20 protein-coding genes are annotated in these 26,045 nt (G+C 45.2%); 15 read left to right on the top strand and 5 right to left on the bottom strand.

The genetic code is table 11. From position 1 onward, the window contains the following. Window positions 1-6: 6 nt before the first annotated feature. Together BUR42_RS28155 and BUR42_RS28160 are read left to right on the top strand one after the other, a co-directional pair. Entirely contained in the window at window positions 7-1,158 is a 1,152-nt protein-coding gene (locus BUR42_RS28155) for a multiheme c-type cytochrome (RefSeq protein ID WP_074242859.1), read from the top strand. 82 nt (window positions 1,159-1,240) lie between these two features. After that, window positions 1,241-1,747 (top strand): VOC family protein, encoded by a 507-nt coding sequence (locus tag BUR42_RS28160; protein WP_074242860.1) that lies wholly within the window; start codon window positions 1,241-1,243, stop codon window positions 1,745-1,747. 160 nt (window positions 1,748-1,907) lie between these two features. Here BUR42_RS28160 and BUR42_RS28165 read toward each other — a convergent pair whose 3' ends face one another. Then, a complete protein-coding gene (locus tag BUR42_RS28165; protein WP_074242861.1) occupies window positions 1,908-2,945 on the bottom strand; it encodes a bifunctional transcriptional activator/DNA repair enzyme AdaA in 1,038 nt (345 codons plus the stop codon). Window positions 2,946-3,193: 248 nt separating this feature from the next. Here BUR42_RS28165 and eat point away from each other — a divergent pair, with 248 nt between their 5' ends. Genes eat through eutC form a run of 3 tightly spaced genes read left to right on the top strand, consistent with a single transcriptional unit; the run spans window position 3,194 to window position 6,577 of the window. After that, window positions 3,194-4,504 carry an ethanolamine permease gene (gene eat / locus BUR42_RS28170; RefSeq protein WP_074242862.1) on the top strand — a complete coding sequence of 437 codons (1,311 nt, stop codon included), beginning with the start codon at window positions 3,194-3,196 and terminating at the stop codon, window positions 4,502-4,504. Further along, entirely contained in the window at window positions 4,494-5,867 is a 1,374-nt protein-coding gene (locus tag BUR42_RS28175) for an ethanolamine ammonia-lyase subunit EutB (protein ID WP_074242863.1), read from the top strand. The genes eat and BUR42_RS28175 overlap by 11 nt, the downstream gene beginning before the upstream one ends. Further along, window positions 5,864-6,577 (top strand): ethanolamine ammonia-lyase subunit EutC, encoded by a 714-nt coding sequence (gene eutC, locus BUR42_RS28180; protein ID WP_074242864.1) that lies wholly within the window; start codon window positions 5,864-5,866, stop codon window positions 6,575-6,577. The genes BUR42_RS28175 and eutC overlap by 4 nt, the downstream gene beginning before the upstream one ends. Here eutC and BUR42_RS29840 read toward each other — a convergent pair. After that, on the bottom strand, window positions 6,572-6,736 hold the full coding sequence (locus BUR42_RS29840; protein WP_159442361.1) for a hypothetical protein: 165 nt from the start codon (window positions 6,734-6,736) through the stop codon (window positions 6,572-6,574). The two genes, eutC and BUR42_RS29840, sit on opposite strands and share 6 nt — an antisense overlap. An 89-nt stretch (window positions 6,737-6,825) precedes the next feature. On the opposite strand from BUR42_RS29840, the gene BUR42_RS28185 reads away from it, so the two are divergent. The 4 genes from BUR42_RS28185 to BUR42_RS28200 all read left to right on the top strand — a co-directional run bounded on the left by BUR42_RS28185 (window position 6,826) and on the right by BUR42_RS28200 (window position 10,772). Beyond that, window positions 6,826-7,434, top strand: coding sequence for a phosphatase PAP2 family protein (locus BUR42_RS28185; RefSeq protein WP_074242865.1), 609 nt, complete (start codon window positions 6,826-6,828; stop codon window positions 7,432-7,434). A gap of 5 nt (window positions 7,435-7,439) precedes the next feature. Continuing rightward, on the top strand, window positions 7,440-9,047 hold the full coding sequence (locus BUR42_RS28190) for an ArnT family glycosyltransferase (RefSeq protein ID WP_074242866.1): 1,608 nt from the start codon (window positions 7,440-7,442) through the stop codon (window positions 9,045-9,047). Window positions 9,048-9,121: 74 nt separating this feature from the next. Then, a complete protein-coding gene (locus BUR42_RS28195) occupies window positions 9,122-9,463 on the top strand; it encodes a YciI family protein (RefSeq protein ID WP_074242867.1) in 342 nt (113 codons plus the stop codon). A 64-nt stretch (window positions 9,464-9,527) separates the two neighbouring features. Further along, complete coding sequence (locus BUR42_RS28200; RefSeq protein ID WP_074242868.1) at window positions 9,528-10,772, top strand: RNA polymerase sigma factor; 1,245 nt, start codon at window positions 9,528-9,530, stop codon at window positions 10,770-10,772. Here BUR42_RS28200 and BUR42_RS28205 read toward each other — a convergent pair. Genes BUR42_RS28205 through BUR42_RS28215 form a run of 3 tightly spaced genes read right to left on the bottom strand, consistent with a single transcriptional unit; the run spans window position 10,754 to window position 15,804 of the window. Continuing rightward, window positions 10,754-12,646 carry an alpha-amylase family protein gene (locus BUR42_RS28205; RefSeq protein WP_084185870.1) on the bottom strand — a complete coding sequence of 631 codons (1,893 nt, stop codon included), beginning with the start codon at window positions 12,644-12,646 and terminating at the stop codon, window positions 10,754-10,756. The two genes, BUR42_RS28200 and BUR42_RS28205, sit on opposite strands and share 19 nt — an antisense overlap. 11 nt (window positions 12,647-12,657) lie before the next feature. Continuing rightward, complete coding sequence (locus BUR42_RS28210; protein ID WP_074242869.1) at window positions 12,658-14,778, bottom strand: alpha-galactosidase; 2,121 nt, start codon at window positions 14,776-14,778, stop codon at window positions 12,658-12,660. A 9-nt stretch (window positions 14,779-14,787) separates the two neighbouring features. After that, window positions 14,788-15,804: a GntR family transcriptional regulator gene (locus BUR42_RS28215; protein WP_074242870.1), complete on the bottom strand. Its 1,017-nt coding sequence runs from the start codon at window positions 15,802-15,804 to the stop codon at window positions 14,788-14,790. 172 nt (window positions 15,805-15,976) lie between these two features. Here BUR42_RS28215 and BUR42_RS28220 point away from each other — a divergent pair, with 172 nt between their 5' ends. The 6 genes from BUR42_RS28220 (at window position 15,977) to BUR42_RS28245 (ending at window position 26,044) form a co-directional block, all read left to right on the top strand. Then, the gene (locus tag BUR42_RS28220; RefSeq protein ID WP_074242871.1) at window positions 15,977-16,972 is read left to right on the top strand and encodes a LacI family DNA-binding transcriptional regulator; all 996 of its coding nucleotides are present in this window, start codon (window positions 15,977-15,979) and stop codon (window positions 16,970-16,972) included. A 242-nt stretch (window positions 16,973-17,214) separates the two neighbouring features. Then, window positions 17,215-20,328, top strand: a complete 3,114-nt coding sequence (locus tag BUR42_RS28225; RefSeq protein ID WP_200798380.1) for a SusC/RagA family TonB-linked outer membrane protein — start codon at window positions 17,215-17,217, stop codon at window positions 20,326-20,328. A 19-nt stretch (window positions 20,329-20,347) separates the two neighbouring features. After that, on the top strand, window positions 20,348-22,183 hold the full coding sequence (locus tag BUR42_RS28230; protein ID WP_074242872.1) for a RagB/SusD family nutrient uptake outer membrane protein: 1,836 nt from the start codon (window positions 20,348-20,350) through the stop codon (window positions 22,181-22,183). A gap of 21 nt (window positions 22,184-22,204) precedes the next feature. Beyond that, a complete protein-coding gene (locus tag BUR42_RS28235) occupies window positions 22,205-23,407 on the top strand; it encodes a glycoside hydrolase family 172 protein (RefSeq protein ID WP_074242873.1) in 1,203 nt (400 codons plus the stop codon). A 19-nt stretch (window positions 23,408-23,426) separates the two neighbouring features. Beyond that, the gene (locus BUR42_RS28240; protein ID WP_074242874.1) at window positions 23,427-25,256 is read left to right on the top strand and encodes a sodium:solute symporter family transporter; all 1,830 of its coding nucleotides are present in this window, start codon (window positions 23,427-23,429) and stop codon (window positions 25,254-25,256) included. Further along, the gene (locus BUR42_RS28245; protein WP_074242875.1) at window positions 25,253-26,044 is read left to right on the top strand and encodes a glutamine amidotransferase; all 792 of its coding nucleotides are present in this window, start codon (window positions 25,253-25,255) and stop codon (window positions 26,042-26,044) included. Before BUR42_RS28240 ends, BUR42_RS28245 begins: the two co-directional genes overlap by 4 nt. Window position 26,045 lies beyond the last annotated feature (1 nt).

Below are 26,045 nucleotides of genomic sequence, written 5' to 3' on the forward strand. Positions count from 1 at the left end.
CGCGTTATGTACTCACGCCAGCTGTTTGTTTGCGGCCTTATTATCTCCTGTATCATCATCCTTTCCCAATGCATCGGAAGAAAGGTGGAAACAGATATCAGGGGGGAACAGTATGCAGTAGCTACCAGTTGCGCTACCTGTCACAAAAGCATCTGGGATACTTACCTGGCTTCCGCACACAACAATACCTCCGGCCTTGCTTCAATCTCAAATGTTAGCGGAAGTTTTCTTCCGCCGGATAATGTTTTTCATTATAGTAACGGATCAAAGGTAACAATGGAGCAGCGGGATAGCGGATTGTTCCAGGGAACCTACCGCTTTGATATCACCATTGGCTCCGGCAGAAAAGCACAAACCTATCTTTACTGGAAGGAAGGAAAATATTTCCAGTTGCCGGTTTCTTATTTCGTGCCGGCCCGGCAATGGGCGAACAGTCCCGGTTTTCCTGCCACACATCCTAAATTCGACAGGTTGATACCCGGCACCTGCTTTGGCTGTCATAGTTCCATGGTAGCACTGAAGGAAGTGAAGATGGAAAAGCTGCATATAGCAGAAGAATTTGAGCGGAACAAAATGGTGTTTGGAATAGATTGCCAGCGCTGCCATGGCCCCGCTGCTGAACATGTTCAGTTTCATACGGAACATCCGGAAGAAAAAGATGGCCGGTACATGGTTAGGGTAAGGGCTTTGGGAAATCAGCAGCAATTGGATATGTGCGCCATCTGTCATTCAGGATTAAAGACCCCGCAAAAGGCACCGTTTGGTTTTAGACCCGGAGATGCATTATCTGATTACTTCTATCCTGATCTTAGCCGCCCGGTGAAAGCAACAGAAATGGATGTGCATGGCAACCAGTACCAGTTGCTTTCAGCAAGCGAATGTTTTATAAAAAGCAAAGGGATCATGAATTGTTCCACCTGCCACGATCCGCATACGAACGAGCGGAGTAATATGCAGGTATTTTCCCGGCGCTGTATGAACTGCCATAGATCTGTAGAACATAAAAATACTGCTGTTCTTACTGAGAATTGTATTGATTGCCATATGCCAGCCCTTCCTTCCAGCGCTATCACTTTATTAACAAAGGGACAGGCAAGCCCAACACCGGATTCCGTTCGTACACATTTGATTGCCATCTATACCCGCCTGTCGCAATAACCCCTATTAATGTCGCCGTTACACCTCTTCTAAGTTAAATGCCAGGCCTATTTTTGTGATACAACACCAAAAATAGTAAACAATGGAAAAGAGACTTTCAACACAGAAGATCACCTCAAACCTCTGGTTTAACATGCAGGCAGAGGAAGCCGTTAATTTTTACCTCACTGTATTTAAGGACGGGAAAATTGGCCGGAAAACTTATTATGGTGCTGAAGGAGTAGAATTTCATGGGATCCCTGAAGGCACTGTAATGACAATAGAATTTATCATAGCAGGACAGGAGTTCGTGGCACTGAATGGTGGCCCGCACTTCCAGTTCACAGAAGCTATTTCCTTCATCGTTAATTGTAAGGATCAGAAGGAAGTGGACTATTACTGGGAGAAGCTCAGCGAAGGCGGAGATGAAAAAGCACAGATGTGTGGTTGGCTGAAAGATAAGTTCGGTGTATCCTGGCAGGTTGTTCCGGAAGGATTGACCGATCTGCTGCAAAGCCCTGATAAAGCTAAAGTAGCCAGTATGAGCAAGGCATTGTTCCAAATGAAGAAACTGGATATTGCAGCGCTGGAAAAGGCTTTTGGGAAATAAAATAAATGCGGTCTGTAAAGACCGCATTTATTTTTAATGTTCACAATGGATCATGAGGGAACGATAATATGCCATACTTAGTGCATAATAAAAAACGCCTAATATCCTTATCCCTGGGGCAAGCGATCTTGCATCGCTTTTTTCTTTTCAGTGAATTACCCTATTGATGTGATCTTTCGAAGTCCAGCAGCCATTGCTTTCTGAATATGCCGCCGCCGTACCCTGTGAGGTGCCCGTCCTCCCCGATCACTCTATGGCAGGGGATGATGATAGAGATCCTGTTCATGCCGTTTGCATTGCCAACAGCGCGTACTGCCTGTGGTTTGCCGAGAGTAACAGCTTGTTGGGAGTAAGAGCGGGTGGTACCATAGGGGATGGTTTGTAGTTTCTCCCATACTGCCTGTTGAAACGCAGTACCGGGAATGAATAAAGGGACTGTGAATACTTTTCTTTTGCCTTCAAAATACTCTTCCAGCTCTTTCCTTAACTGGTCAAAGTGTTTGTTGGCTCCCTGGATAATATTGGCATTAACCCTTTTAGCCAGGATCTTTAACTGGGATTCCAGCATTTTACGGTCTGTGAATTCCAGCAGGCAGATCCCTTCCTCTGTTGCGCAGGCAAACATAGTACCTAATGGCGTTTCAATCCGGGTGATATTGATGATCTTTTTATCCTTGCTATGAGAAGGGGATACGCCAAATACAGATTTGAAGGAATCAGAAAACCCACTCAGTGATTCGTATCCTGTATCATAAGCAACAGAACTGATCGCTTCTCCGCTTTGTATCTTATTGAAGGCAGAATTGATCCGGAACATCCTTTGGTAAGCATGGAAGGTTACCCCATGATTCTTCAGGAACCATCTTCTTATTTTGCTGGGTTCAATTCCTTTCTGCAGCAGGTCCCAGTCTTTGAACTTCAGGGAGGGATCAGCATTCAGGGCGTCTAATATCTCTTTGATCTCATCTGGTGTTTCACCCATTTTTTCTAATGGACTACAAACCTTGCAGGGTCTGTAACCTCTTAAGATAGCTTCCTTCGGGGTCTTGAAGAATTCAACATTTTCCTTTTTGGGTTTCCTTGCTGTGCAGGTGGGCCGGCAGAATATACCAGTGGTTTTGACGGCTGCTATGAATGTTCCCTCATAGGAAACATCTTTGTTCAGCAGTGCTTCATACATCATATCGTTCGTCAACATTCTCAGTTCTTTTTATCAAAAGTAGGCCAGGCAGACCGGCTGAACAACCGGAAAATTGACAAGTATTTTTTTAGTTAGCAGGCTCTGCAAACCTTCTTATGAATGAATATTAATTATTTATATTTATTCAAACCCGTGTATTTGATGTTAATATTAACGTTTGAAATTATTGATAATTAAAAGTTTGTTGTATTTTATTAAAATAATCAGAGTATTTACTTAATTATTTATATAGTTAAAATAATAATATGGCTGAAGCCCATACCTCCTCCTTAAAAAAAGCTATCCGTCCTATCCATTTATGGGCTATTTCAGTAGGCCTTGTTATATCAGGTGAATATTTTGGCTGGAACTATGGATGGGGGGTAGCAGGTACAATTGGCTTCCTGCTGGCTACCATCATCATCACCATTTTATACATTACTTTCATCTTTAGTTTCACAGAGCTGACTACAGCCATTCCGCAGGCCGGAGGCCCTTTTTCATATGCCCAAAGAGCACTGGGACCCATCGGAGGGTTGATAGCCGGTTACGCGACGCTGATCGAATTTTTACTGGCCACACCAGCCATTGCTTTAGCCTTAGGCAACTATCTGCACTTCCTGCATCCTGCTATTCCTGTATTATGGTCCGGGATTGCCGTATATGTTTTACTGACTGCCATTAACCTGCTGGGTATTAAAGAATCTGCTTCTTTTACATTGCTCTTTACTTTACTGGCGGTAGTGGAATTGTTAGTATACCTGGGCATAGTAGCACCTCATTTCCAGGCTGCCAACTTTCTGAAAGATGCATTACCTTTTGGTTACAGCGGCATCTTTGCAGCCCTGCCTTTTGCAATATGGTTATATGTTTGTATTGAAGGGGTAGCGATGGTAGCAGAAGAAGTAAAGAATCCGGCACGCAATATTCCGATAGGATACATTTCCGGGATATTAACGTTGGTGATCCTGGCTATTGCGGTGATGGTCTTTACAGGTGGCATTACCAACTGGCAACGTTTATCAGCTATCGACTACCCATTGCCGGAAGCCATCGGCATTGTGCTGGGTAAGGATAACAGCATCACTAAAATATTTGCGGGCATCGGATTATTTGGACTGATAGCATCCTTCAACGGCATTATCATCAGTTATTCCCGTCAGATCTTTGCATTGGCAAGGGAAGGTTATTTACCTGTTATACTGGCTGTGATCAGCCGGAAAAGACAAACACCCTACATGGCTTTGATCATCGGTGCATTAGCTGGTATGGTTGCACTGGTGGTTGGAAGAACAGATCAGCTGGTGATCCTTTCTGTATTAGGTGCTATTGTGATGTATGTGATCAGTATGGTGAGCCTTTTTGTGCTGAGAAAAAAAGAGCCTCAATTGGAAAGGCCATTCAAAGTGCCTTTTTATCCTTTGTTCCCTATCATTGCATTGGGTTTGTCAATCGTTTCCCTGGTAGCTATTATTTATTATAACTTTTGGCTGAGCATTATTTTTTTCATGGGACTGCTGGTTGTCTGGCTTTCCTACATACTGGTACAGAAACAAAAAGTAAAGTATGGCTTATAAGACCACCATACAGCAACATACTTATTCCTTCAGCGATCTGAAAACATTATTGGCGAAAGCCTCTCCATACAGGTCAGGAGATGTATTGGCAGGGCTGGCTGCGGATAGCTATGAAGAAAGGGTGGCCGCTCAGATGGCATTGGCTGAAGTGCCGCTGAAGAACTTCCTGCAGGAAACAGTGATCCCTTATGAAGCAGACGAGATCACCAGGCTGATCATAGATACACACGATGCAACAGCTTTCGCGCCTATATCTCATTTTTCAGTGGGTGCTTTCCGGGACTGGCTGCTCAGCGATTACGCAGACCTGCTCACGTTACAGCAGATCGCAAAAGGGATCACCCCTGAGATGGCCGCAGCTGTATCTAAATTAATGCGTAACCAGGACCTTATCAGCGTTGCAAAAAAGATAGAAGTGATCACCCGTTTTCGTAATACGATCGGTATGAAAGGCCGGCTATCTGTTCGTTTACAGCCCAATCATAATACAGACGATGTAAAAGGCATTGCTGCTGCTATGATGGATGGATTATTGTATGGCAGCGGTGATGCGGTGATCGGCATAAATCCTGCAACGGATAGTCCTGCTGCAGTAACAAACCTGTTAACACTCATCGATCAGCTGCGGCAGCAGTTTGATATTCCCACGCAGTCCTGTGTATTATGCCATGTTACCACAGCATTGCAGATCATGCATAAAGCACCGGTTGACCTGGTCTTTCAGTCTGTTGGCGGTACGGAGAAAACGAACAGGAGTTTTGGCATACAACTTTCTCTTTTGGAAGAAGCTTATCATGCTGCTTTGTCCCTTCAGCGTGGCACGATAGGAAATAATGTGATGTATTTCGAAACGGGGCAGGGAAGTAGTTTATCAGCCAACGCGCATGAAGGAGTGGACCAGCAAACCTGCGAAACGAGGGCTTATGCTGTGGCCCGGCATTTCAATCCCCTGCTGGTGAATACCGTTGTGGGATTTATTGGCCCTGAATATTTGTTTGATGGTAAACAGATCATCCGGGCTGCATTGGAGGACCACTTCTGTGGTAAACTGCTTGGATTACCGATGGGTGTTGATGTATGTTATACAAATCATGCCAACGCAGACCAGGATGATATGGATAACCTTTTAACACTTTTAGGAGTAGCAGGTTGTACTTTTATTATGGGCGTACCCGGTGCAGATGATATCATGTTGAACTATCAATCCACTTCTTTTCATGATGCCTTGTATATCAGGCAGGTACTGGGTTTACGGCCTGCACCGGAATTTGAGCATTGGTTGATAAAATATGGCCTGATGGATGGAAACGGGAGATCATTGCCAGTGGCGCCTTCTAATTTGTTACTAAAGAACTATCTATGATCATAGCTGACCCATGGCATGGATTAAAGGCATTCACCGCAGCGCGCATTGCATTAGGCCGCACGGGTACGGCGATACCTATGCAGGAGGTGTTGCGTTTCAAGCTGGCGCATGCACATGCCAGGGATGCTGTTCATTCTTCTTTGGATATTACCGCATTCCCCTGGGAAATAAATCTGCTGCATAGTAATGCAGCAGATCGTGCAGAATACCTGCAACGCCCGGATAAAGGCCGCCAGCTGCAGGAAAGTTCCCGTTTATCATTAACACCCGGGCATGCAGACATCGGAATTATACTGGTTGATGGTTTATCTGCTACCGCAGTTAATCATCATGCAGTTCCGGTACTGGCATACCTGTTTCCTATGTTGCAGGCAAAGAAAATATCCTGCGCGCGCATACAACTGGTGCAACAGGGGCGCGTTGCCATAGGGGACGAAATAGGCGAACTGTTGGGAGTGAAGCTGGTATTAGTATTAATTGGGGAACGGCCAGGCCTTACTTCTCCTGACAGCCTGGGTGCATATCTTACCTGGCAGCCAAGGCCCGGCTTAACAGATGAAGCCAGGAATTGCATTTCAAACATCAGGCCTGAAGGATTGCCTTATCAACTGGCAGCAGAGAAAATGTTCTACCTCATCAACGAGGCCCTGAGACTACATCTTACAGGAGTGATGCTGAAAGATAATTATAGCCTGCGCATCTCATAACTCCTCTTTGTTCCCTTGCTGCTCCTTTTTCTCATCAGACACGGCATCGCCTGACCCGGGAGGAAAAAGTTCTTTCCTGTCGCGCCGGTTCCTGTTGATCAGGAATGCCAGCAATGCTATAACAGCCAATGCAATAACAACAATGATAGCAGCGTCCATAATTCCTAATTTAAGGCCTTTTCATTAATTCCATGTTAAGGAATGCCGCTCTTAACAATAAGGAAACATCTGTTTAGGAATTTTTCAGGATGAACTGGAAAGATTGGTTACAAAACTTCGATGAAAACCTTTTCATCCATATTCACGATATAGGTACCAGTGAATACCTGGACCCGTTTATGCTGCTGTTGCGCAACGCAATCACCTGGGTGCCCCTGTATCTTTTTGTACTGATCTACCTCATTAAATACCGCCGGAATAAAGCCCTGCTTTTCCTTATAGGTACCCTGATCACATTTGCCATTGCTGATTATGGAAGCGCCAGTATCCTGAAGCCTTTATTCCAAAGGGTCCGGCCCTGTTATAATGAAGACCTGGAAGGGCACCTCCGTCATATAATTGGTTGTGGCGGACGATATGGTTTTCCTTCTTCCCATGCCTCCAATCATTTCGCCCTGGCTGCATTCTGGTTCTGGAGTTTCCGTTACATGGGCATTCGCAACTGGTATTGGGTTTGGATCTGGGCATTAGCGATCGGTTATGCGCAGGTGTATGTAGGAAAACATTATCCGCTGGATATATTGGGAGGAGCCATCTTTGGATTCATAACAGGCTTTTTGATCTCCCGCCTCTTTATCTGGTGGAATGAATCCGGTATCAGCTTTCGCAAGCACCCTCATCCCGATGCATTATCTTAGTACCCATGCAAACCTATCCTCTTACAACCAGGTATACCTGGTGTATTGCTATCATCATCCTATCCCTTATTCCGGGATTATTTACCACATTAATGGAGCCGGATGCGGCCCTTTATGCAGGCATCGCAAAACAGATCGTATGGCGTAATGATTGGGTGAACCTGTTTGCAGATGGAACAGACTGGCTGGATAAACCACACCTGCCTTTCTGGATCAGCGCCCTGAGCTTTAAAATATTCGGTATCAGTACATTTGCCTATAAACTGCCTGCCTTCCTCTGCTGGCTATCAGGTGCAAGATTTACTTATCTCTTTGCCCGGCATTTTTATGGCACAGCTACAGCACAAATAGCAGCGCTGATTTATCTTACTGCGCTTCATGCCATTATCAGCAGTAATGATGTAAGGGCTGAACCTTATCTTACCTGTTTCCTGGTTGCAGCCTCCTGGTACCTGGTGCAATCGCTAAGATCTGCCTGGTACATTATACCTGCTGCACTTTTTACCGCTTTTGCATTAATGACCAAGGGCCCCTTTGTATTGATCACCATTGGAAGCGGGCTATTGCTGCATTGGACCATTCAAAAGGACTGGCGGCAGTTCCTGCAATGGAAATGGTATGTTTATCTGTTGCTTGCAGCTGTTTTTACTTTGCCGGAGATCTGGTGCCTGTACCTCCAGTTTGATGCACATCCGGAGAAGGTGATCTATGGTCAGCAGGGAGTTTCCGGTATCCGGTTCTTCCTTTGGGAAAGTCAGTTCGGGCGTTTCTTTAATACAGGGCCCATCAAGGGCCATGGAGATCCTTTCTTCTTTTTACATACCCTGCTCTGGGCCTTTCTCCCCTGGAGCCTGTTATTTTACCTGGCACTTTTTCAACGGCTCAGGAAGCTAAGGAAGGGCGTGGAATGGATCACCCTGGGAGCTTCGTTGTGCACACTTTTACTTTTCTCCTTTTCCGGTTTTCAGTTACCCCATTACCTGAATATTTTATTTCCTTATTTCAGTATACTCCTTGCGGCCTGGCTTATTGATCTGCCGTTAAAAAAAGCAATGATCACTCAGCGTGTGATCGCATTGCTGATGGTGGTACTGCTGCTGGCCATCACCTTGCTGTTCCGTCCTCACTACTGGATAGCCTATGTTATTGTAAGTGCTGCTGCATTAACAGGATGGTGGCTGCTCCGTTCTCCTGATGATATTATTAAGGTAAGTATGCTGGGCAGTGTATGTGTTGCTATTTTCATCAACCTCTTCTTTTATCCTACACTGCTGGATTACCAGGGAGGATCGGTAGCGGCTGAATGGAAGAACAGGCAATTTCCGGGGGAGATCGTTCACTTTTACAGGAGTAACTCCCAGGCATTTGAATTTTATGCTGATGCACAGGTAGAGAGGAGGGATACTTCTTTTAAGAAAAAAGAATTAGTGTTCACCGGAAGAGCAGGAAGGCAGGCATTAGATCTTGCCGGAAAGGAATATAAAGAAGAAGCTGTATTTTCAAGTTACCCTGTTACCAGGCTGGATGGACAATTCATTAACCCTGCTACCCGGCATGAAGGTTTGGATACCGTCTGGCTGCTACGTGTGAATGCTTTATATAGCAATAAATAAAAAATATATTATTCCTGTCCAAGGCTTAAGCGTTGAGTTGTTATGATGTTTTAAAACAATTAAAATTTAAAACAATGAAAGAGTTCTTATTTGTATTCAGAGCGGACTTTAGCAAAATGGGTGAACGTTCTCCTGAACAAATGCAGGCGTCCATGAAAAAGTGGATGGACTGGATCAGTGGTATAGCTGCCCAGAACAAGCTGGTGGACCGTGGGAACCGCCTTGAGCCGGCAGGGAAAGTATTGAGACCGGATAACATTGTAACGGACGGGCCTTTTACGGAGATCAAAGAAACACTGGCCGGCTATACTATTGTGAAAGCTGATACATTGGAAGAGGCAACCGAATTGGCAAAGGGCTGCCCTGTTCTTGAAACCGGCGGAAATGTAGAGATCCGCGAAATAGGTAAGATGTAATTTAACCGCTGATGAAATTCGCAAAAGCCTTTGTAATTTACAGGATTACAAAGGCTTTTATCTTATGGCCAACGATGAATTGATACCGCATTTGTTCAGGACCGAATACAGCAAGATAACGGCTGTGCTATGTAAACTTTTTGGCTTTGAGAATATTGAAATAGCAGAAGATATTGCCAGTGATACCTTTCTCTCTGCTTCAGAGCTATGGGGCTTGAACGGCCTGCCGGAAAACCCTGTGGCCTGGCTTTATACCGTTGCAAAAAATAAAGCGAAGAATCACCTCAAACACCAGGCTGTTTTCCATAACAGGGTTGCCGGGCATCTCAGCCGTTCAACAGAAGGAATGGAGTGGCCGGAAATTGATCTGTCTGCCGGAAATATCAGGGACAGCCAGTTGCAAATGATCTTTGCTATCTGCCATCCTGCGATCCTGGCAGAGGCACAGATAGGCCTGGCGCTTCGCATTCTATGTGGTTTTGGCATCGGAGAGATCGCGGACGCTTTTTTAACGAATAAGGAAACGATCAATAAAAGATTGCTGCGGGCAAAGGATAAGCTCAGGGTAGAACATATAAAAATAGAATTCCCCGGTAAAGTTGAAATAAACAAAAGGCTCGAAACTGTACTCAGAACGCTTTACCTGATCTTTAATGAAGGGTATTATTCTGCCGGCAATAATATCACCCTGCGGAAGGAGCTTTGCTTTGAAGCCATGCGCTTAACACATTTACTGCTTGAGAATGAAGAAACGAATAAACCAGCCGTCAATGCATTGTTCTCATTAATGAGCTTTCAGTCATCAAGGTTTGAGGCAAGAATGGACCAACAGGGGGAGATCATTTTATATGATGAGCAGGATGCCAGCCTGTGGAACAGAGAGATGATCGAACAGGGGGAGCAGTTCCTCAATCTTGCATCAGAGGGAGATAAACTTTCAAAGTACCATTTAGAAGCAGGGATTGCTTATTGGCATACCATTAAAGCAGATACAGCAGAAAAGTGGGAGAACATCCTGCAGTTGTATAATCACTTATTGCAACTGGAGTATTCACCCATTGCTGCACTGAACAGAACATATGCCCTCTCAAAAGCAAATGGGAAAGCAGCAGCCATTACAGAAGCAAAAAAACTGAACCTGGCTAACCTTCATCTCTATCACCTGCTCCTGGGAGAACTTTATACAGGTGTTGATAACGGCGAAGCGAAATCATATCTGGAGCAGGCTTTAAAACTTACCAGCTCTGCTGCGGATAAAAAGATCATTATGCAAAAGATCGAAAGACTGGCTTATTTAGATAACCTGTAGATCACAGCATCTGCTGCGTCAACAGTGATACTTGTTTTTCCTTTGAAGCCGGTTATTTTTCCGGAGAATAATTCCTTCCCCTTACTATATTTTCGAAGATCTATTTCAAACGTGGCAGGTTGGTTATTATAATTTATAATAGCCAGGTAAGCATCATTCATAAAGATACTGGAAGGTGTTTCCCCCGTATGATGGTCCACCGGGCGGAAGATCCCTTCCTGCCGCGCTGCTTTGAGGATGTCCGGGTTTTGCAGCAGGAGTTGTGCAGCCGGTGAGGCATTACTGTATACCGAGTAATCGTCGCCGGTGATGAGTGTTCCGGTAACAATAGAAGATGTGAGCCTGGCCCTGTTGGCACCGGGTGTTTCATCTGCAAATACCACATGGTCCGCATCCGCGAAATCATATACTTTATTCTGCCACCAGCCCAGGCTGGTTCCATTGAGTGTGTAGGCTGTTTCCTGGATGCTCTTGTATGCATCACAGGCAATACGGCGCATGTGTACATATCTGCCGGTAGCCATATTAGGTGAGATAGCAGCGTATACCAGCATTTTTCCTTCCAGTTGGTCTATGAGGAATTCCATGCCCTTCCGGAAAGCCTGCATGCCTGTACGCACGGAAGGATCATAGAATGAATCCGCTTCAATGGCAGCATGCCCTATAAAGTCTATTTTGATCATTTCAAACCCTGCATCTTTAAACTGTTTGATGCGGTAAATGATCCTTTCCTTCGTAGCAGGGTGGGTAGGGTCCATGGCACGGGCGCCATCAAAATCGTGGTATTCACCATTTACTTTCGTCCATGTTCCTTTATAATTATAATTGCTTCCTTCTACTGTTCTGGCCTGTTTTCCCCAATCCACAAATGGTGCCCAGTAAATGCCGGCTTTACATCCTTTCTGTTTGCAATAACTTACAAATGCGGCAAGTTCTTCCTGCTTCATGTTATCCCAGTAGGAATCCAGGTCAATGTAGATCTGGCCATCTTTACTGCGGAACGCCTTGCAGGAGTCTGCGAAGAAATCAACTACTTTTTTGGCTTTGGCCAGTGATAGTTTTGTTTGCATACTTCCCCAGCTATTCCAGCCGAAAGGTTTAGCAGCTGTCCATGAATGGATGTAACGGGGTTCAGCTAAGCGGTTGGCACTGCCATATTGTTCCATACCCGCACGCCAGTCTGCAGCAGGCAATACCAGGACCTTTGGAGAGATACCTTCTGTAACAATGCCATGTTTTATCCTGTCCCGTGTACCTGTGCTATCCGTCCAACCGGCTATAACGGAGATATTATTTCCTTCCGCTTTAATGCCAGTCTTCCAGTTATTATGTTCTACTGATCCAATGATGAGCCCCCTGTTGCTCACACTGTCAAACAGCGCCGTTACTTCTGAACTGGTGAAAGAGGGTTGTTGCAGATCCGCTACTTTATATTTAACCCAGGCATCATTATCAAATGGAACAACCACAGCGCTGGTAAAAAGGCTCCTTTGGCCTGTAAGCGGGCTCATATAACGGGAACCTGCACCCTTTAATATAAGCGCAGTGCAGAACCCGTCTGTTCCATTGTATACATAGAATACCTGTTGCTTCTGACTGCCATTCGCAATTACGTACTGTTTCCCGTTTTTTATGGGAGAAACGGTAAAGGTCCGCGTTGCCTTTCCGGTATCGGGTTGTTGTGTTTCATCATAAAAGGCGTAGGCATCCTTTATCACTTCTTTTCCTCCTATCCATACAGAATAAATGCCCCTTTGCAGATCGTAGGCAATACGATCGTTTTTCCCGAAAGGGATGGTCTTTACATTTTGTGCCTTTGTTGTTAATAATGAACAAAGCAGTATTATAAGTGATAAAGGATACCTGGGATGCATATTGTTAAACTTTACATGGCTGTTATTTCAAATACCTTGCTGGTTAATTCTTTTTCCGAAGAAACCGGTAAACCTATTTTCATCAGATAGTCTCCTGAATAGGCTGATTCCTTTCCTTCCGCGTTGATCTCTTTCACTGTATATTTCTTTTGTGGATCAAGCCCGTTTAAACGCACCTTACGGAATTGTTCCCCATATTGTGTATGAAGATTGTAAGCGAATAATACGGACTTCGTTTTATTATCATTGACATACATCAGTACGGCCCTTCTTTCTTTATAAGGAGATACCAGGCGGTATAATGCACCATGCGCGATCACATCTTTTAAGCGATTGTAGTTTTTGATGGCCTCCTGGCTGAAACGCCACTCTTCTTCCGTGAACTTGTTCACATCTATATCATAACCCAGGCGCCCCATCATGGCTACATCTGTTCTGAACTTCAGGGATTGTTTGCCCCAGGAGGTAACATGGCTGGAAATTGTAAAGGAAGGGAAGAAGTAAGAATATCCCCACTGCATAAACACCCTTTCCAACCCATCTGTATTATCGCTGGGCCAGAATTCCGTGAAGTAACGTAATGCCCCATAATCCACCCGGCCGCCACCGCCGGAGCAAAGCATCATGGGAAGATGCGGATACTTTACACGGAGCTTCTCCAGTATTTTATACAGGCTTTGTGTGTAGGCAATAGATAAAGAAGATTGTTGTTCTTTCAGGAAGGGAGACCATGCATTCGTCATCATACGGTTGCAATCCCATTTGATATAAGCAATGCCGGGATTTTTTGTCAGCAGTTTATCTACCACATCATATACAAAATCCTGTACGGCCGGATTTACAAGGTCCAGCACCAGCTGGTTGCGGAAGTAATCTTCCGGGCGGTTAGGTAGTTTCAGTACCCAATCCGGATGATCTTCGTACAATTTACTCCTGGGGTTTATCATTTCCGGCTCCAGCCAGATGCCAAACTTTATCTGGTTGGCAGTGGCTTCTTTTACCAGGTGACCAATGCCATGTGGCAGTTTGGCTTTATTTTCCTCCCAGTCGCCCAATCCGGCATGATCACTATTCCGGGGGTATTTATTAGCAAACCAGCCATCGTCCAGCAGAAAGAGGTCTGCACCGAGTTTACGGGTTTCGGCAAAGAGGGAGGTCAGTTTTTGTTCATCAAAATCAAAACCTGTGGCTTCCCAGTTATTGAGCAATACCATCCTGGAACTATCTCCATCCATTACCCCATATTTACCTGCCCAGCTATGAAAGTTCCGGCTGGCAGTTCCTTTACCCGTAGTGGAATAGGTGAATATAAATGCCGGTGTAATAAAAGATTTACCAGCCGGTAAAGGATAATCAGCAGCATAATTATTCATGCCGGCTATCATACGCAGCGCATTCTGTTCATCCACTTCAAACGCAAACCGGAAGTTACCTGACCATGCCAGTGTACCTGCCAGTACTTCTCCATTGTTTTCATCAGCCGGCTGATCTAAGGAGAGAAAGAAAAAAGGTGGCTGGTACATATGCGCACGGGAACCTAATTTACTGTCCAGGATCTTGATCCCGCTGGTTAATTCTGTTTCCTGGACCTTCATTTCCTCTGCCCAGTCGCCATGGAATTGTGTAAGCCAGTAATGTGGCGCATCAAAATGTAACATCGCAGAAGCATAGTTGTGCAGGGTGACGGTCCCTTTTTCCTGGTGTGTGATCTCTGTAAAGCTTTTAAAGATGTTCTCCCGGTAATAGGCCGTGAGATGCAGCTTTACCTGGATAGGGTATACGGGATCTTTTAAGGTGATAATAGTAGTACTGGTGTTGGCATCTTCTTTTTTTGTTTCAACTCCTGCAAATACCAGGTCTAAAGAAGGATTGCCGTCTTTGTGGGTCACTCTTATAGCAGGTTCAAAAAGGTCGTTCATACCAGCTGCTATATACGCCTGGTGCCGGCTGGCTTTTACTTCTGCCGGTGTGGATAGTTTTTCACCAAGGTAACTTTGGTACAGTTTTCCTTTTTCATTTACCTGCAATAGCCATTGCAGGTGATTTGTTTCAATTGCGATCTGTTGCTGCGCCAATAGCTGCGCAGCCGGATAGAATACAGACAATACGATGATGAGTAGTTTCCTTTTCATTACTTTATTTTACAATGATTTCCTTCTGATAAGGATAGTGGGTAATACTTCCTGAATCTTTTCCCTACTCAGTACAAAGTCTGCAGCTTTCGCTGCCATGAGTTCAAAGTCCGTGGAATAAGTGGTGATACCGTTACAAATGATCTCCTTCACGATATCATCATTATGTGAGAGTATGCCTACATCCTTTCCGGGTATCAGTTCCTTTTCTGTACAATCTTTCAGGATGGACCATAGCTCTGTGTTATTGATCGTATAATAAACCTTCCCTTTGGCTACGGTACCGGGCAGATATGCTGTTTTGATCACGCCCTTTATTTTACAGTCTTTGATAAAGCGTTTGAAGGCTTTGAGTATTTCTATGGGCGTATCCGTAGCCGGACGATAATAGAAGATCATTTCGTCATAACGCCGGATGGTTTCTGCTAAAGAGCAGAATACCTGGTAGGATGATTCCCCGAATTCCTGTACAATGTAGGAGTAGTCTGCCTCTAAGGGTTCATGCCGGTCGATCATCAGGAATTTATCCATTGGCAGCACTTTCAGGATCTCCGCTGTTTTAGGATGTGGAATGGGTGCTACAACATACATACCGTACCGCCCTTTAATGGTAGACACAATGGATTCGAATACCTCTATATTATTATGATGGAAGAAAACATCCAGCTGGATGTTTTCGCCGATATTAGCGCGGAAGGTTTTATAGAACGTTTCCTGGAAGGTGTCGAAGGCAAACAGGAGCAAAGCTACTTTCAGTTGCTGGCCTGTATCATTGCTGCTTACAAAAAAACCTTTCCTGTTGCGGGAAGTCACAATACCTCTTTCTACTAATTCCTTATATCCCCTGGCAATTGTTTCCCGGGCAAAGCCCAGTTCGCTGATCAGTTTATTCACGGAAGGCAGGGCATCTCCCCTGGACAATAACCTGGCATTAATAGTATTGATGATCCCCTGCACCAGCTGCTCGTGTTTGGACATACCGGGTATCCCTTCCAGCTCATGTATCTGTTCATATATATCCTGCATCTGTTCTGTACTATACTATTCTACTAAACTAGTGTCTTTTTTTAATTCCTGCAACTCTTTTCCTAAAAAATAGAATTTCTGAGATTTATGTTCTTTTTTCCGAAAAGGCTATTATATTTGTAGAAATGAATGCGTAGTCATTTTTTATTCCACCTTCAGAAAAGACATTCTATTGGAGAAGAAAAATTATACATCACAGGATGTAGCAGATATGGCAGGGGTTTCCCAGTCTACTGTTTCAAGGGTTTTTGCCGGAAATACGAATGTTTCTGCCAAGAAGAGGAAAAAGATCCTCGAAGTGGCGGAGAAGCTGGATTATCAGCCTAATGCTATCGCCAGGGGCCTGATAACCAATAAAACGAAGATGGTGGGTATTGTGATCAAGTATTTTCATAATCCTTTTTACTCTGAGGTACTTTCTGCATTTTATAACAGGTTATCCTCATTAGGCTATCACCTTATTTTTATCAATTCAGATAACGATGAGATCCAGGCCAGCGAGATCAACCTGTTGATTGACTATAAGGTAGAAGGAGTGATCATCACCGATGCTATCCTCTCATCTTCCGCAGCCAAAAAACTATCGCGTAATAATACCACCGTTGTACTGTTCAACCGCTATATCAAAGACTCTGAGTCTAAAGCGGTGTACTGTGATAACTACTTTGCAGGCCGGCAGCTGGCCACCTATCTTGTAGAAATGGGGCATAAGTCGATCGCGTTTATATCAGGACCATTCAATACCTCTACCACAATAGACAGGAAACAAGGCTTCGAAGAAGTGCTGGCAGAAAGAGGGCTTCCTCCCTTACACGTTGAAAGCGGAATATATACATATGAGAGCGGGTTTAAAGCCGCCCAGGCTTTAGTGGCCATGAAAGAAAAGGTGGATTGCATCTTCTGTGCAAATGACATTACGGCCCTTGGTGCCATAGAAGCGATCCGGGAAATGGGATTAAGCATACCCGAAGACATTTCTGTTGTTGGATTCGACGATATCAATATGGCAAACTGGCCATCCTATTCCTTAACCACCTGGAAGCAGCCGATAGATGAAATGGTGGACAATGCCGTAAAACTATTATTGGGAGAAGAAACAAACCAGGAGAATGTAGTGAAACTAAAAGGGAACCTTGTGATCAGAAAATCAGTTAAGGCAAAGAAATGACGTGCCCTTTTTTTTGAATTAATATGACTACGTATTCAAATTGATATTTAATACTCAGCAATTGAATGGCTGACCAGGTACCGGTCAGTCAAACGATACACTATTGACCAAAATCAGCCATAGCTGCTCCTTGGAGCTATGCAGCAGATCAATCTATGTCCGGAAGAGAGGCAAGGAATGTATGATTCCTTACACGTGCGCAATTGTTAAATAAGGCAGAACCTTTTTAAACCTATTTCTTTATGCAATTGTTTACAAGTTCCATGTTTACCGATCGTCTGTTCGGAAAATGTTTATTGCTGATGCTGTTATGTTATTGCATCAGTCCACTTTCAACCAAAGCCACCATTACGCCTCTTTCTTTTGTTGTTTCCGGAACGGTCACCAATGAAAAGGATGAAGTGTTACCCGGATCATCGGTACGTATTAAAGGATCCGCAAAAGGTGTTACTACAGACATGAATGGAAAATTCATGATCGAAGTACAAAGGGAAGAAGATTCCCTGATCGTTAGCTTTGTTGGCTATAAGAACACTACCATTCTTGTGGGTAGCCAAAGGACCGTGATCGTTAAATTACTGCCGGATGAAGAAAGCCAGAAATTAAATGAAGTACAGGTAGTGGGTTTCGGAACGCAAAGGAAAAGCACCATGGTAGGTGCGGTATCCACTGTTTCCGTGAAAGAGATCCAGAAGGTGGCCACACCCTCCCTTACCAATGCTATTGGTGGTAAACTAGCTGGTGTGATCACCCGCCAGACTTCCGGCGAGCCGGGATATGATGCTGCCAAGATCTTTATCCGTGGCCTGGTTTCACAAAGTGGTACCAACAAACCACTGATCATTGTGGATGGGGCGGAACGTGAATTGCAGGATTACTGGACCACCATGAACATCCAGGAAATTGAAAGCTTTTCTGTATTAAAAGATGCTTCCGCTACAGCCGTATATGGTAACAGGGGAGCCAATGGTGTGGTATTGATCACTACCCGCAAAGGTACTGTGGGCAAACCCACCGTCACCCTGCGTTCAGAAATGGCTGCGGTGATACCGATGCGTATAGAAGATAACATCGATGGCTTTGAATATGCATCATTGCATAATGAAGCATTGGCGAATGTTGGGCTGCCGCCTAAATATTCTCCGCAGGAACTGCAAAAGTACAAGGATGGATCTGATCCTTATCTATACCCCAATGTTAACTGGTACGATGTTGTGTTGAAAAGGCGTACCCGCCAGCTCATGAATAACCTGGGTGTATCCGGAGGTTCAGAGGCTGTGAGATATTATGTGAACCTGGGGTATACTATCCAGGAAGGTATCTATAATGAAGATCCCGCAAATGCCTACAAAACAAACGCTGCTCTTAAACGATATAACTTCAGATCCAACGTAGATATAAAACTGCGCAAGAACCTTACCCTGGAATTAGGGCTGTCTGGTATCATATCCGGTGCTAATTTCCCCGGTCGTGATGCCGGCGGTATTTTCACTTCGCTGAAACTTACAGCACCCAATGCTTACCCTATCAAAAACCCCAATGGCAGCCAACCCGGTGCATTCGGCGACCTGGCATTGAACCCCTACGCTGTTGTTACGCAAACAGGCTATACAAAACAGTTCTACAATACACTGGTAAGCAACCTGGGTGTTAAATGGGACCTCTCGTCTGTAACGCCGGGATTGTCTGTACGGGGCCTCACTGCTTTTGATGTGGTGGATATTACACAGAACGTAAGGCAGAAAAGCCCGGCTACTTTCTTTTATACAAAGGACCCTGTTACCGGTGTTGAATCATACAGACCCATTGCATCAGAATCTGCACTGGGTTTCTATAACCTGAACGAAACTTACAGGACCATCTATGGGCAGGTTTCTGCTAATTACGACCGCTCTTTTGGAAACCATAATGTAACCGGGTTATTAGCTGCGGAAAGAAGGGAGTACGTGAATGTGAACACCACCAGTTCCATCGCTAACTTACCTGAACGCCGCCAGGGGTTGGTAGGCCGCTTTACTTACAATTACGATTTCCGTTACCTCTTTGAAGTGAGCGCGGGGTATAACGGATCGGAGAATTTCCCTAAAGGCAGACAATATGGATTGTTCCCTTCAGTGGGTGTTGGCTGGTTGATCTCCAATGAAAACTTCTGGAACAAGAATGTGGTGAGCACATTGAAAATAAGAGGTAACTACGGCGTAGTGGGCAACGACAGGATCGGGGGAGCAAGGTTCCTTTTCCTTTCAACCTATAATAAATCTGCCGGTGGTTATACATTCGGCCTGAACCAGAATATTAATCCCGGTGGTAAAAGTGAAGCCCGCATCGGCAACGAGAATGTGACCTGGGAAACAGCTTACAAATCAGATGTGGGGCTTGATCTTGAATTGTTCCAGGGCAAAGTGACGCTTACTGCAGATGTATTCCATGAACGCAGGGAAGGCCAGTTGCTGGAACGGAAGATCTTCCCGATCTATACCGGTTACCCTTCCGGATCTATTCCTTATGGCAACGTAGGTATCTCTACTAATAAAGGAATAGATGGAAGTATCCAGATCAGGAACACTACCAAAAGCGGTTTCTATTATTCTTTCAACGGCACCTTCACCTATGCTAAGAATGTGATCATTGAGAACGATGCGCCCAAAGCTTTGTACCCCTACCAGGACCTTAGAGGAAGCGCCATTGGATCCAACCTGGGTTACAGGGCATTGGGTTTCTTTCAGGACCAGCGGGATATAGATAACAGTCCTACTCAAACAGACCTTCAATCCATCATCCGCCCGGGAGATATTAAATATGAAGATATCAACAAAGATGGCAGGATCAATGATGCAGACCGTGTGATCATTGGCAGTTATGGTTCAGAACCGCAGATCATGTTTGGCTTTGGTGCCACAGCAGGATGGAAAGGTTTTGATGCAACGATCTTTTTCACCGGCGCAGCCAGAAGGGATTTCTTCTTCACACAAGGCTGGACGGCCTGGGCTTTCTCGGGAACGATCGGAAGTTATAATGTAATGCAGCAGGTATATGATAAACGCTGGGTTGCAGGGGCTGATAATTCAAATGCTGAATTCCCTGCTGTAAGGGCCGGTAGTACCAATAACTATATTGGTTCCACCCTCTGGCAGCGCAGTGGCGATTACCTGCGGATCAAGAATGCGGAGATAGGATATACGATCCCTGTGAACATCACACACAAAGCCACGCTTAAAAGCATCAGGGTGTTTGTGCAGGGTACCAACCTGGCTACCTGGGATCATATAAAAGTGATCGATCCTGAATCCAATTTTGGAACGGGTAACTACCCTGTTACACAGAACTTCAATTTTGGATTAGAAGTTAATTTTTAGCCTTTCAAAACAAGCTATTATGAAATCTATTATAACGCTGGTGCTCATTACGCTGCTTTTAATAACACCGTCCTGTATGAAGGACTACCTGAATAAAACACCGGATGAAGATCTGACGGTTGATAAGGTATTTACCAACCCTGCTTTTGCAGAGCAATACCTGGCCAATATTTACTGGCATCTGCCAAAGGAGATCGCTTTTGTGGATAATCCGGGAGCAGGTAATCCGCCCAATAATCCGTTTACAGCAGCATCCGATGAAATGGAGCTGAGTTACGAAAACAACTTCGCACAGGTGATGAATACAGGCAACTGGAATCCCACTACTTACACACAGGATATCTGGTCACAATGTTACATCGCTATCAGAAAAGCGAACATCTTCCTGGAGAACATCGACAAGCTGCAACCTTCAGAACTGGCCACTGCTGAACGGATCAGCCATTGGAAAGGGGAAGCGCTTTTTCTACGGGCTTTCTATCACTTCTGCCTGATCAGGGTATATGGACCGGCGCCGATCGTAGACAAAACCATTCCGCTGGACAATGACTTCAAAGCTACGAGGCGCCAGCCTATTGATAAATGTGTTGATTTTATTGTGAGTGAATGTGATAAAGCGGCTGCATTATTACAGCCGAGGATCACAGCAGAGAATGATTATGGCAGGCCGTCGAAGGCAGCCGCAGCAGCCCTGAAAGCAAGAGTGCTTTTGTATATGGCCAGTCCCTTGTGGAATGGTAACCCAGAGTATGCAGCCCTGAAAGATAAAGAAGGGATGCGCTTATTTCCGGATGCACAACCTGCCAGGTGGCAAACCGCTGCTACAGCTGCAAAAGCCTGTATAGATCTGGCGGAATCCGCAGGATTTAAACTATACAAATCTGCTACCAACGATCCTGTAAAGAACTATCAGGAAGTATTTTATGTTAACTTTAATGACGAGGTATTTTTTACCAGCAATGATCCCGGCTATAATAATATTGATGCATACAGCGAGCCAAGAGGTATGCCGGGTGCCTTCTGGCCATTGCAAACACCTTCCCAGGATATTGTAGATGATTATGAGATGGCGAATGGCCTGCGTCCCATTCTTGGATATAATGCAGATATGACGCCCATTATTAACCCGGCTTCAGGATATAGTGAAAACGCACAGGCTGCTACAGCAACTAATTATTATTATGCCGGTACACGCACGATGTATGTAGACAGGGAACCACGTTTTTATGCAAGCATCAATTTTACCGGCGCAAAATATAAAACAACACCTCCGCAAAGCAGAACTACGCCATTGCAGTTTTGGAAAGGAGGTCTGGATGGCCGCCCCGTTGCAAGTGGTGAAAATTTCAGCAGAACGGGGTATCTTCTGAAGAAACTTACACAGCCGGCTTTTGTGATGCAACCCAAGGCAGACCCTCCAAGGGTTTGGATCTTCTTCAGGCTGGGTGAACAATACCTGAATTATGCGGAGGCACTGAATGAAGCACAAGGCCCTGTTGCGGATGTTTATAAATACCTGAACCTGATCAGGGAACGCAGCGGCCTGCCTGGTTTACCATCAGGATTGTCGCAGGGGGACATGAGAGAAAGGATCCGCCACGAACGCAGGATAGAACTGGCTTTTGAAACACATCGTTATTTTGATACACACCGCTGGCTAACCGCAGAAGGCATTGATAACAAAAACATCTACGGCCTCGATGTGTTGACCTCAGGATATACCATAGCCAGCGATGCATTTTATAAAAGAACAGCAATAGAAAAAAGGGTTTTTCAGAAGAAACATTACTTATGGCCGATCCAGCAGCGGGAAATTGAAAAGAACCCGAACCTGGTGCAAAACCCCGGCTGGTAGAATTGATAAATTATTTTTCGGATGATAAGAACATTGTACGGTACGCTCCTGTTGCTCCTTTTTTGCGGGATAGTACAGGCACAGGAATTATACGATCTGCCAGCCGGCGCTGAAAGCCGTTGGATCAGTTTAGAGAACATTACCGGTGCCAAAGGAAAAGGCGGCATGGAAAACAAGGGAGCAAAAGGGCATGCTTCTGAATGGCTGAAAGCAGGTGAAAGTAAAGTAATGATGGACTATGAGGGTGCCGGTGTGATCAACCGCATCTGGCTGACCATCATAGACAGAAGCCCGGCAGCACTGCGTTCCATGTATATAGAAATGTATTGGGACGGTGCCACCAAACCTGCGGTATCTGTGCCGCTGGGGGATTTCTTTGGAATTGGCTTAGGCCGCAGAACAGCTTTTCAGAGTGCGTTGTTCTCAGATCCTGAAGGCAAGTCTTTCAACTGTAATATTCCCATGCCTTTTAAAAAGCATGCAAAGATCGTACTGGTGAATGCATCAAAAGTTAACCAGCTGTTGTTCTATGATATAAACCTTACACGCCTGAAGAAGCATCCGAAAGAAATTGCTTATTTCCATGCATGGTGGAGTACAAATGCGAATAGCAGCAAACTGGGAGAAGACTTTGAAATACTGCCACGCATAAAAGGGAAGGGCCGCTTCTTAGGTACTAACCTGAGCATTATCGCCGATAAAATTTATGGAGATACCTGGTTTGGTGAAGGAGAAGTGAAAGCATACCTGGATGGCGATAAAGAATATCCCACACTGGCAGGTACCGGTACGGAAGACTACATAGGCTCTGCCTGGAACTTAGGCGCTTTTTCGCACTTATACCAGGGCGCACCGATCGTTGACAAAGCAAAGAAACAATTTGCTTTCTACCGCTATCACATCCCTGATCCGATATACTTTAACACGGATTGTAAGATCACCATCCAGCAAATGGGTGGAGCAGGAAGGGACCTGATCAGGGGAATTGCTAAGGCTGGCGGTAAAGTAAAACCGATCTCGGTGATGACGGCAAAAGGATTGATCAAGCTATTGGAAGAACCCGCTTTCCCCGATATCAATGATGATAAATTCCCGGCGGATGAATGGGTGAACTTTTACAGGGTGGATAATTATTCTGCCACCGCTTATTTCTACCTGGATAAACCAGAGAATGAACTGCCTCCGCTGCAGCCATTAACAGAACGACTGACAGGCATACTTTGATAAACCGGAAATGTTGCATATGAATTGGCATCAATTAGACATTTTGATCGTAGCTGCGTACATCCTGCTGATGCTCGGAATCGGGTTCTGGCACCGCCGTTTTGCTAACAGGAGCATGGATAACTTTTTCCTGGGAGGCCGTAAGATCCCCGGGTGGTTAAATGGTGTGTCCTACACTTCGGCATTGGTGAGCCCGGACGCGGCTACAGGTTACGGAGGATTGGCTGTGGCAACAGGAGGTTTTATCTGTTGGTGGTACCTTAGCCGGTTTGGACTGGCTTTATTCCTTGGAGGTGTATTATTTGCGGTTTTCTGGAGGAGGTTGAATTTATTTACCACGCTGGAATTCTATGACCTGCGTTTTCCAAAGAAAGCAGCAGCTGCTATGCGGTTATGGATCGCTATCCGTACTTCCCTGATAGCCATGCCGGCCTGGACGGGTATTACCTTACTGGCTGCTTATAAGATCATGGGCCCTGCCTTTGATCTTACCAAACTGCAAACACTTTATCTCGTTGTTCCTATATCCCTGTTATTTGTTTTTTCTTCCGGATACAAAGGAGTAGTAATATCCAACTTTATACAGATGATCATTTTCCTGGCTGGTACTTTAATGCTGGCCTATCTCACCCTTGATCATTTTGGTGGAGCAGCTGCGATGGTGGAAGCCATTGGCAATAAATTCGGGCCCACTGGTAAGGAAATCCTGGGTTCGGTACCACCTAAAGACCATGCGATATTCCCATTGGCCGCAGCTTTCGGCTGGCTCTTAGGGCAAAGTATCGGTTATGGTGGAGACGCTGCTCCAATGGGTGGCGCGATGGAGGGGCAACGGATCCTCTCCACGCGTACTCCCGCGGAAGCATTGACCATGTATGTTGTGGCAGCTATCAGTATGTTCTTATTGCTTTTGCTGGTTACACTGCCAAGTATAAGCGCAGCGGTGATCTGGCCGGAATTGCGTGAGGTTGGCGCAGACAGGGAATTGGTATATGGGCGTTTGATGAAACTTTTATTACCCACCGGTGCCATGGGATTAATGGTGGCAGCGATGCTTGCCGCAACCATGTCTACCGTTGGAGACAACCTGAACTTTGGCAGCCAGGTATTGGTGAGTGATATCTACCGCAGATGGTTTGTACCTAAAGCAAAAGAATCGCATTATATGCTGATGGGCAAAATAGGCATGGTGGTTATCCTGGCTTTGTCTGTAGCAGTGGTATTCAATGTGCTGATCATTACGGATGTGGCCATATTCATGCTCTCGCTCAGTGCTGCGGAATTACCGGCAAACTGGGCACAGTGGTGGTGGTGGCGGTTCAATGGGCCAGCACGGGTTACTGCATCTTTTGGTGGAGCCGGTGTTTTTTGTCTTGTTGTAGTAGGACCCAAATTACTCGCCTACTTCGGAGTGCCCTGGGCAGACAGCCTGATCATTGCCTGGTATTGGCAAACATTATTAGTGATGGGCTTAACTACTGTATTATGGGTGGTGGTGGCCTTATTCACCAAACCCGATCCTGAGGAACTGTTGCAAAGCTTTTACCTCAGAGCACATCCATTAGGCTGCTGGACGCCGTTTAAACACCTTGATAAACCTGGCACAGAGGGTTCATTTAAACCCGTTTTCCAGGGGATCTTCATTGCCATCATCGGCACGGCAGCTGTTTCATTTTTTATTCTCGGGCTCACGCATGTCTGGTTTGCAAGATACCTGTCCGGCACATTAACAATAGCGGCATCCGTGATCGCATTTATTGTTTTCTGGCAACTGGCAAAGAGATATCTCGCCTTCCTGGCCATCCGTGCAGCTGATAACACAATAACGTATAAAAATAGTGCAACATGAAACAACGCGATCATTTACTTTACCTCGGAGATTGGGTATTCAGCGTAGGACCATTATTTATTGAAACACCTTTTGGCACTGAAACAAAAGATGCGGACCTGCATTTCTATGGCAGAAGACTGGTAAAAGCCATTGATCCGGTAGTGGATGTAACCAGCATGGCTAACTGGGAACTATATCGCATGCAGCCAGGCAGGCTGGAAGAGATCCTGGAAACCTCTGTAGGGCTCATCATCAGCGATGTGGAAGCAAAATGTTTTCACCTGTTCCCCAGCTTCTTTGATCGCGCGCTGCGTAAGGACACGGTGGTTACTTTCCCTGACAGGCTTACCTCTATAAAAAGCTGGATAGAAAAAGGTGGCGGATTAATGATGCTGGGAGGCTGGTTGTCTTTCAGCGGTGCTTTAGGTAAATCAGGCTGGGGAAGGAGTTCTTTCTCCAATGCATTGCCTGTTCAGTGTATGGCCACAGAAGACCTTGTAGAATCTTCCGCAGGTTTCACGGCCGAAGTATTAGTGCCAGACCATCCTGTGGTAAAAGGACTTTCATGGGAAACTTTCCCACCGATCTTCGGATACAACGAAGTGACGGAAAAACCGGAAGGAGAAGTACTGGTGCGTGTAAAAGAAACCGGGCATCCGCTGGTAGTAGTAGGAACTTATGGTAAAGGCCGTGTGCTCACTTATATGTCCGACCCCGCACCACACTGGGGGATCAATTTTGAATTGTGGGACAGCTATGATGCCTTCTGGCAGCAATCACTGAACTGGATCAAAAAGCAAAGCTGAA

The sequence above is a fragment of the Chitinophaga niabensis genome, assembly GCF_900129465.1.
GTDB lineage: Bacteria > Bacteroidota > Bacteroidia > Chitinophagales > Chitinophagaceae > Chitinophaga > Chitinophaga niabensis.

Bases quoted from the DNA above. Each gene is read 5' to 3' on its own strand.
- BUR42_RS28155 (WP_074242859.1), top strand. From the start codon at position 7: ATGTACTCACGCCAGCTGTTTGTTTGCGGCCTTATTATCTCCTGTATC.
- BUR42_RS28160 (WP_074242860.1), top strand. From the start codon at position 1,241: ATGGAAAAGAGACTTTCAACACAGAAGATCACCTCAAACCTCTGGTTT.
- BUR42_RS28165 (WP_074242861.1), bottom strand. From the start codon at position 2,945: ATGTTGACGAACGATATGATGTATGAAGCACTGCTGAACAAAGATGTT.
- eat (WP_074242862.1), top strand. From the start codon at position 3,194: ATGGCTGAAGCCCATACCTCCTCCTTAAAAAAAGCTATCCGTCCTATC.
- BUR42_RS28175 (WP_074242863.1), top strand. From the start codon at position 4,494: ATGGCTTATAAGACCACCATACAGCAACATACTTATTCCTTCAGCGAT.
- eutC (WP_074242864.1), top strand. From the start codon at position 5,864: ATGATCATAGCTGACCCATGGCATGGATTAAAGGCATTCACCGCAGCG.
- BUR42_RS29840 (WP_159442361.1), bottom strand. From the start codon at position 6,736: ATGGACGCTGCTATCATTGTTGTTATTGCATTGGCTGTTATAGCATTG.
- BUR42_RS28185 (WP_074242865.1), top strand. From the start codon at position 6,826: ATGAACTGGAAAGATTGGTTACAAAACTTCGATGAAAACCTTTTCATC.
- BUR42_RS28190 (WP_074242866.1), top strand. From the start codon at position 7,440: ATGCAAACCTATCCTCTTACAACCAGGTATACCTGGTGTATTGCTATC.
- BUR42_RS28195 (WP_074242867.1), top strand. From the start codon at position 9,122: ATGAAAGAGTTCTTATTTGTATTCAGAGCGGACTTTAGCAAAATGGGT.
- BUR42_RS28200 (WP_074242868.1), top strand. From the start codon at position 9,528: ATGGCCAACGATGAATTGATACCGCATTTGTTCAGGACCGAATACAGC.
- BUR42_RS28205 (WP_084185870.1), bottom strand. From the start codon at position 12,646: ATGCATCCCAGGTATCCTTTATCACTTATAATACTGCTTTGTTCATTA.
- BUR42_RS28210 (WP_074242869.1), bottom strand. From the start codon at position 14,778: ATGAAAAGGAAACTACTCATCATCGTATTGTCTGTATTCTATCCGGCT.
- BUR42_RS28215 (WP_074242870.1), bottom strand. From the start codon at position 15,804: ATGCAGGATATATATGAACAGATACATGAGCTGGAAGGGATACCCGGT.
- BUR42_RS28225 (WP_200798380.1), top strand. From the start codon at position 17,215: ATGCAATTGTTTACAAGTTCCATGTTTACCGATCGTCTGTTCGGAAAA.
- BUR42_RS28230 (WP_074242872.1), top strand. From the start codon at position 20,348: ATGAAATCTATTATAACGCTGGTGCTCATTACGCTGCTTTTAATAACA.
- BUR42_RS28235 (WP_074242873.1), top strand. From the start codon at position 22,205: ATGATAAGAACATTGTACGGTACGCTCCTGTTGCTCCTTTTTTGCGGG.
- BUR42_RS28240 (WP_074242874.1), top strand. From the start codon at position 23,427: ATGAATTGGCATCAATTAGACATTTTGATCGTAGCTGCGTACATCCTG.
- BUR42_RS28245 (WP_074242875.1), top strand. From the start codon at position 25,253: ATGAAACAACGCGATCATTTACTTTACCTCGGAGATTGGGTATTCAGC.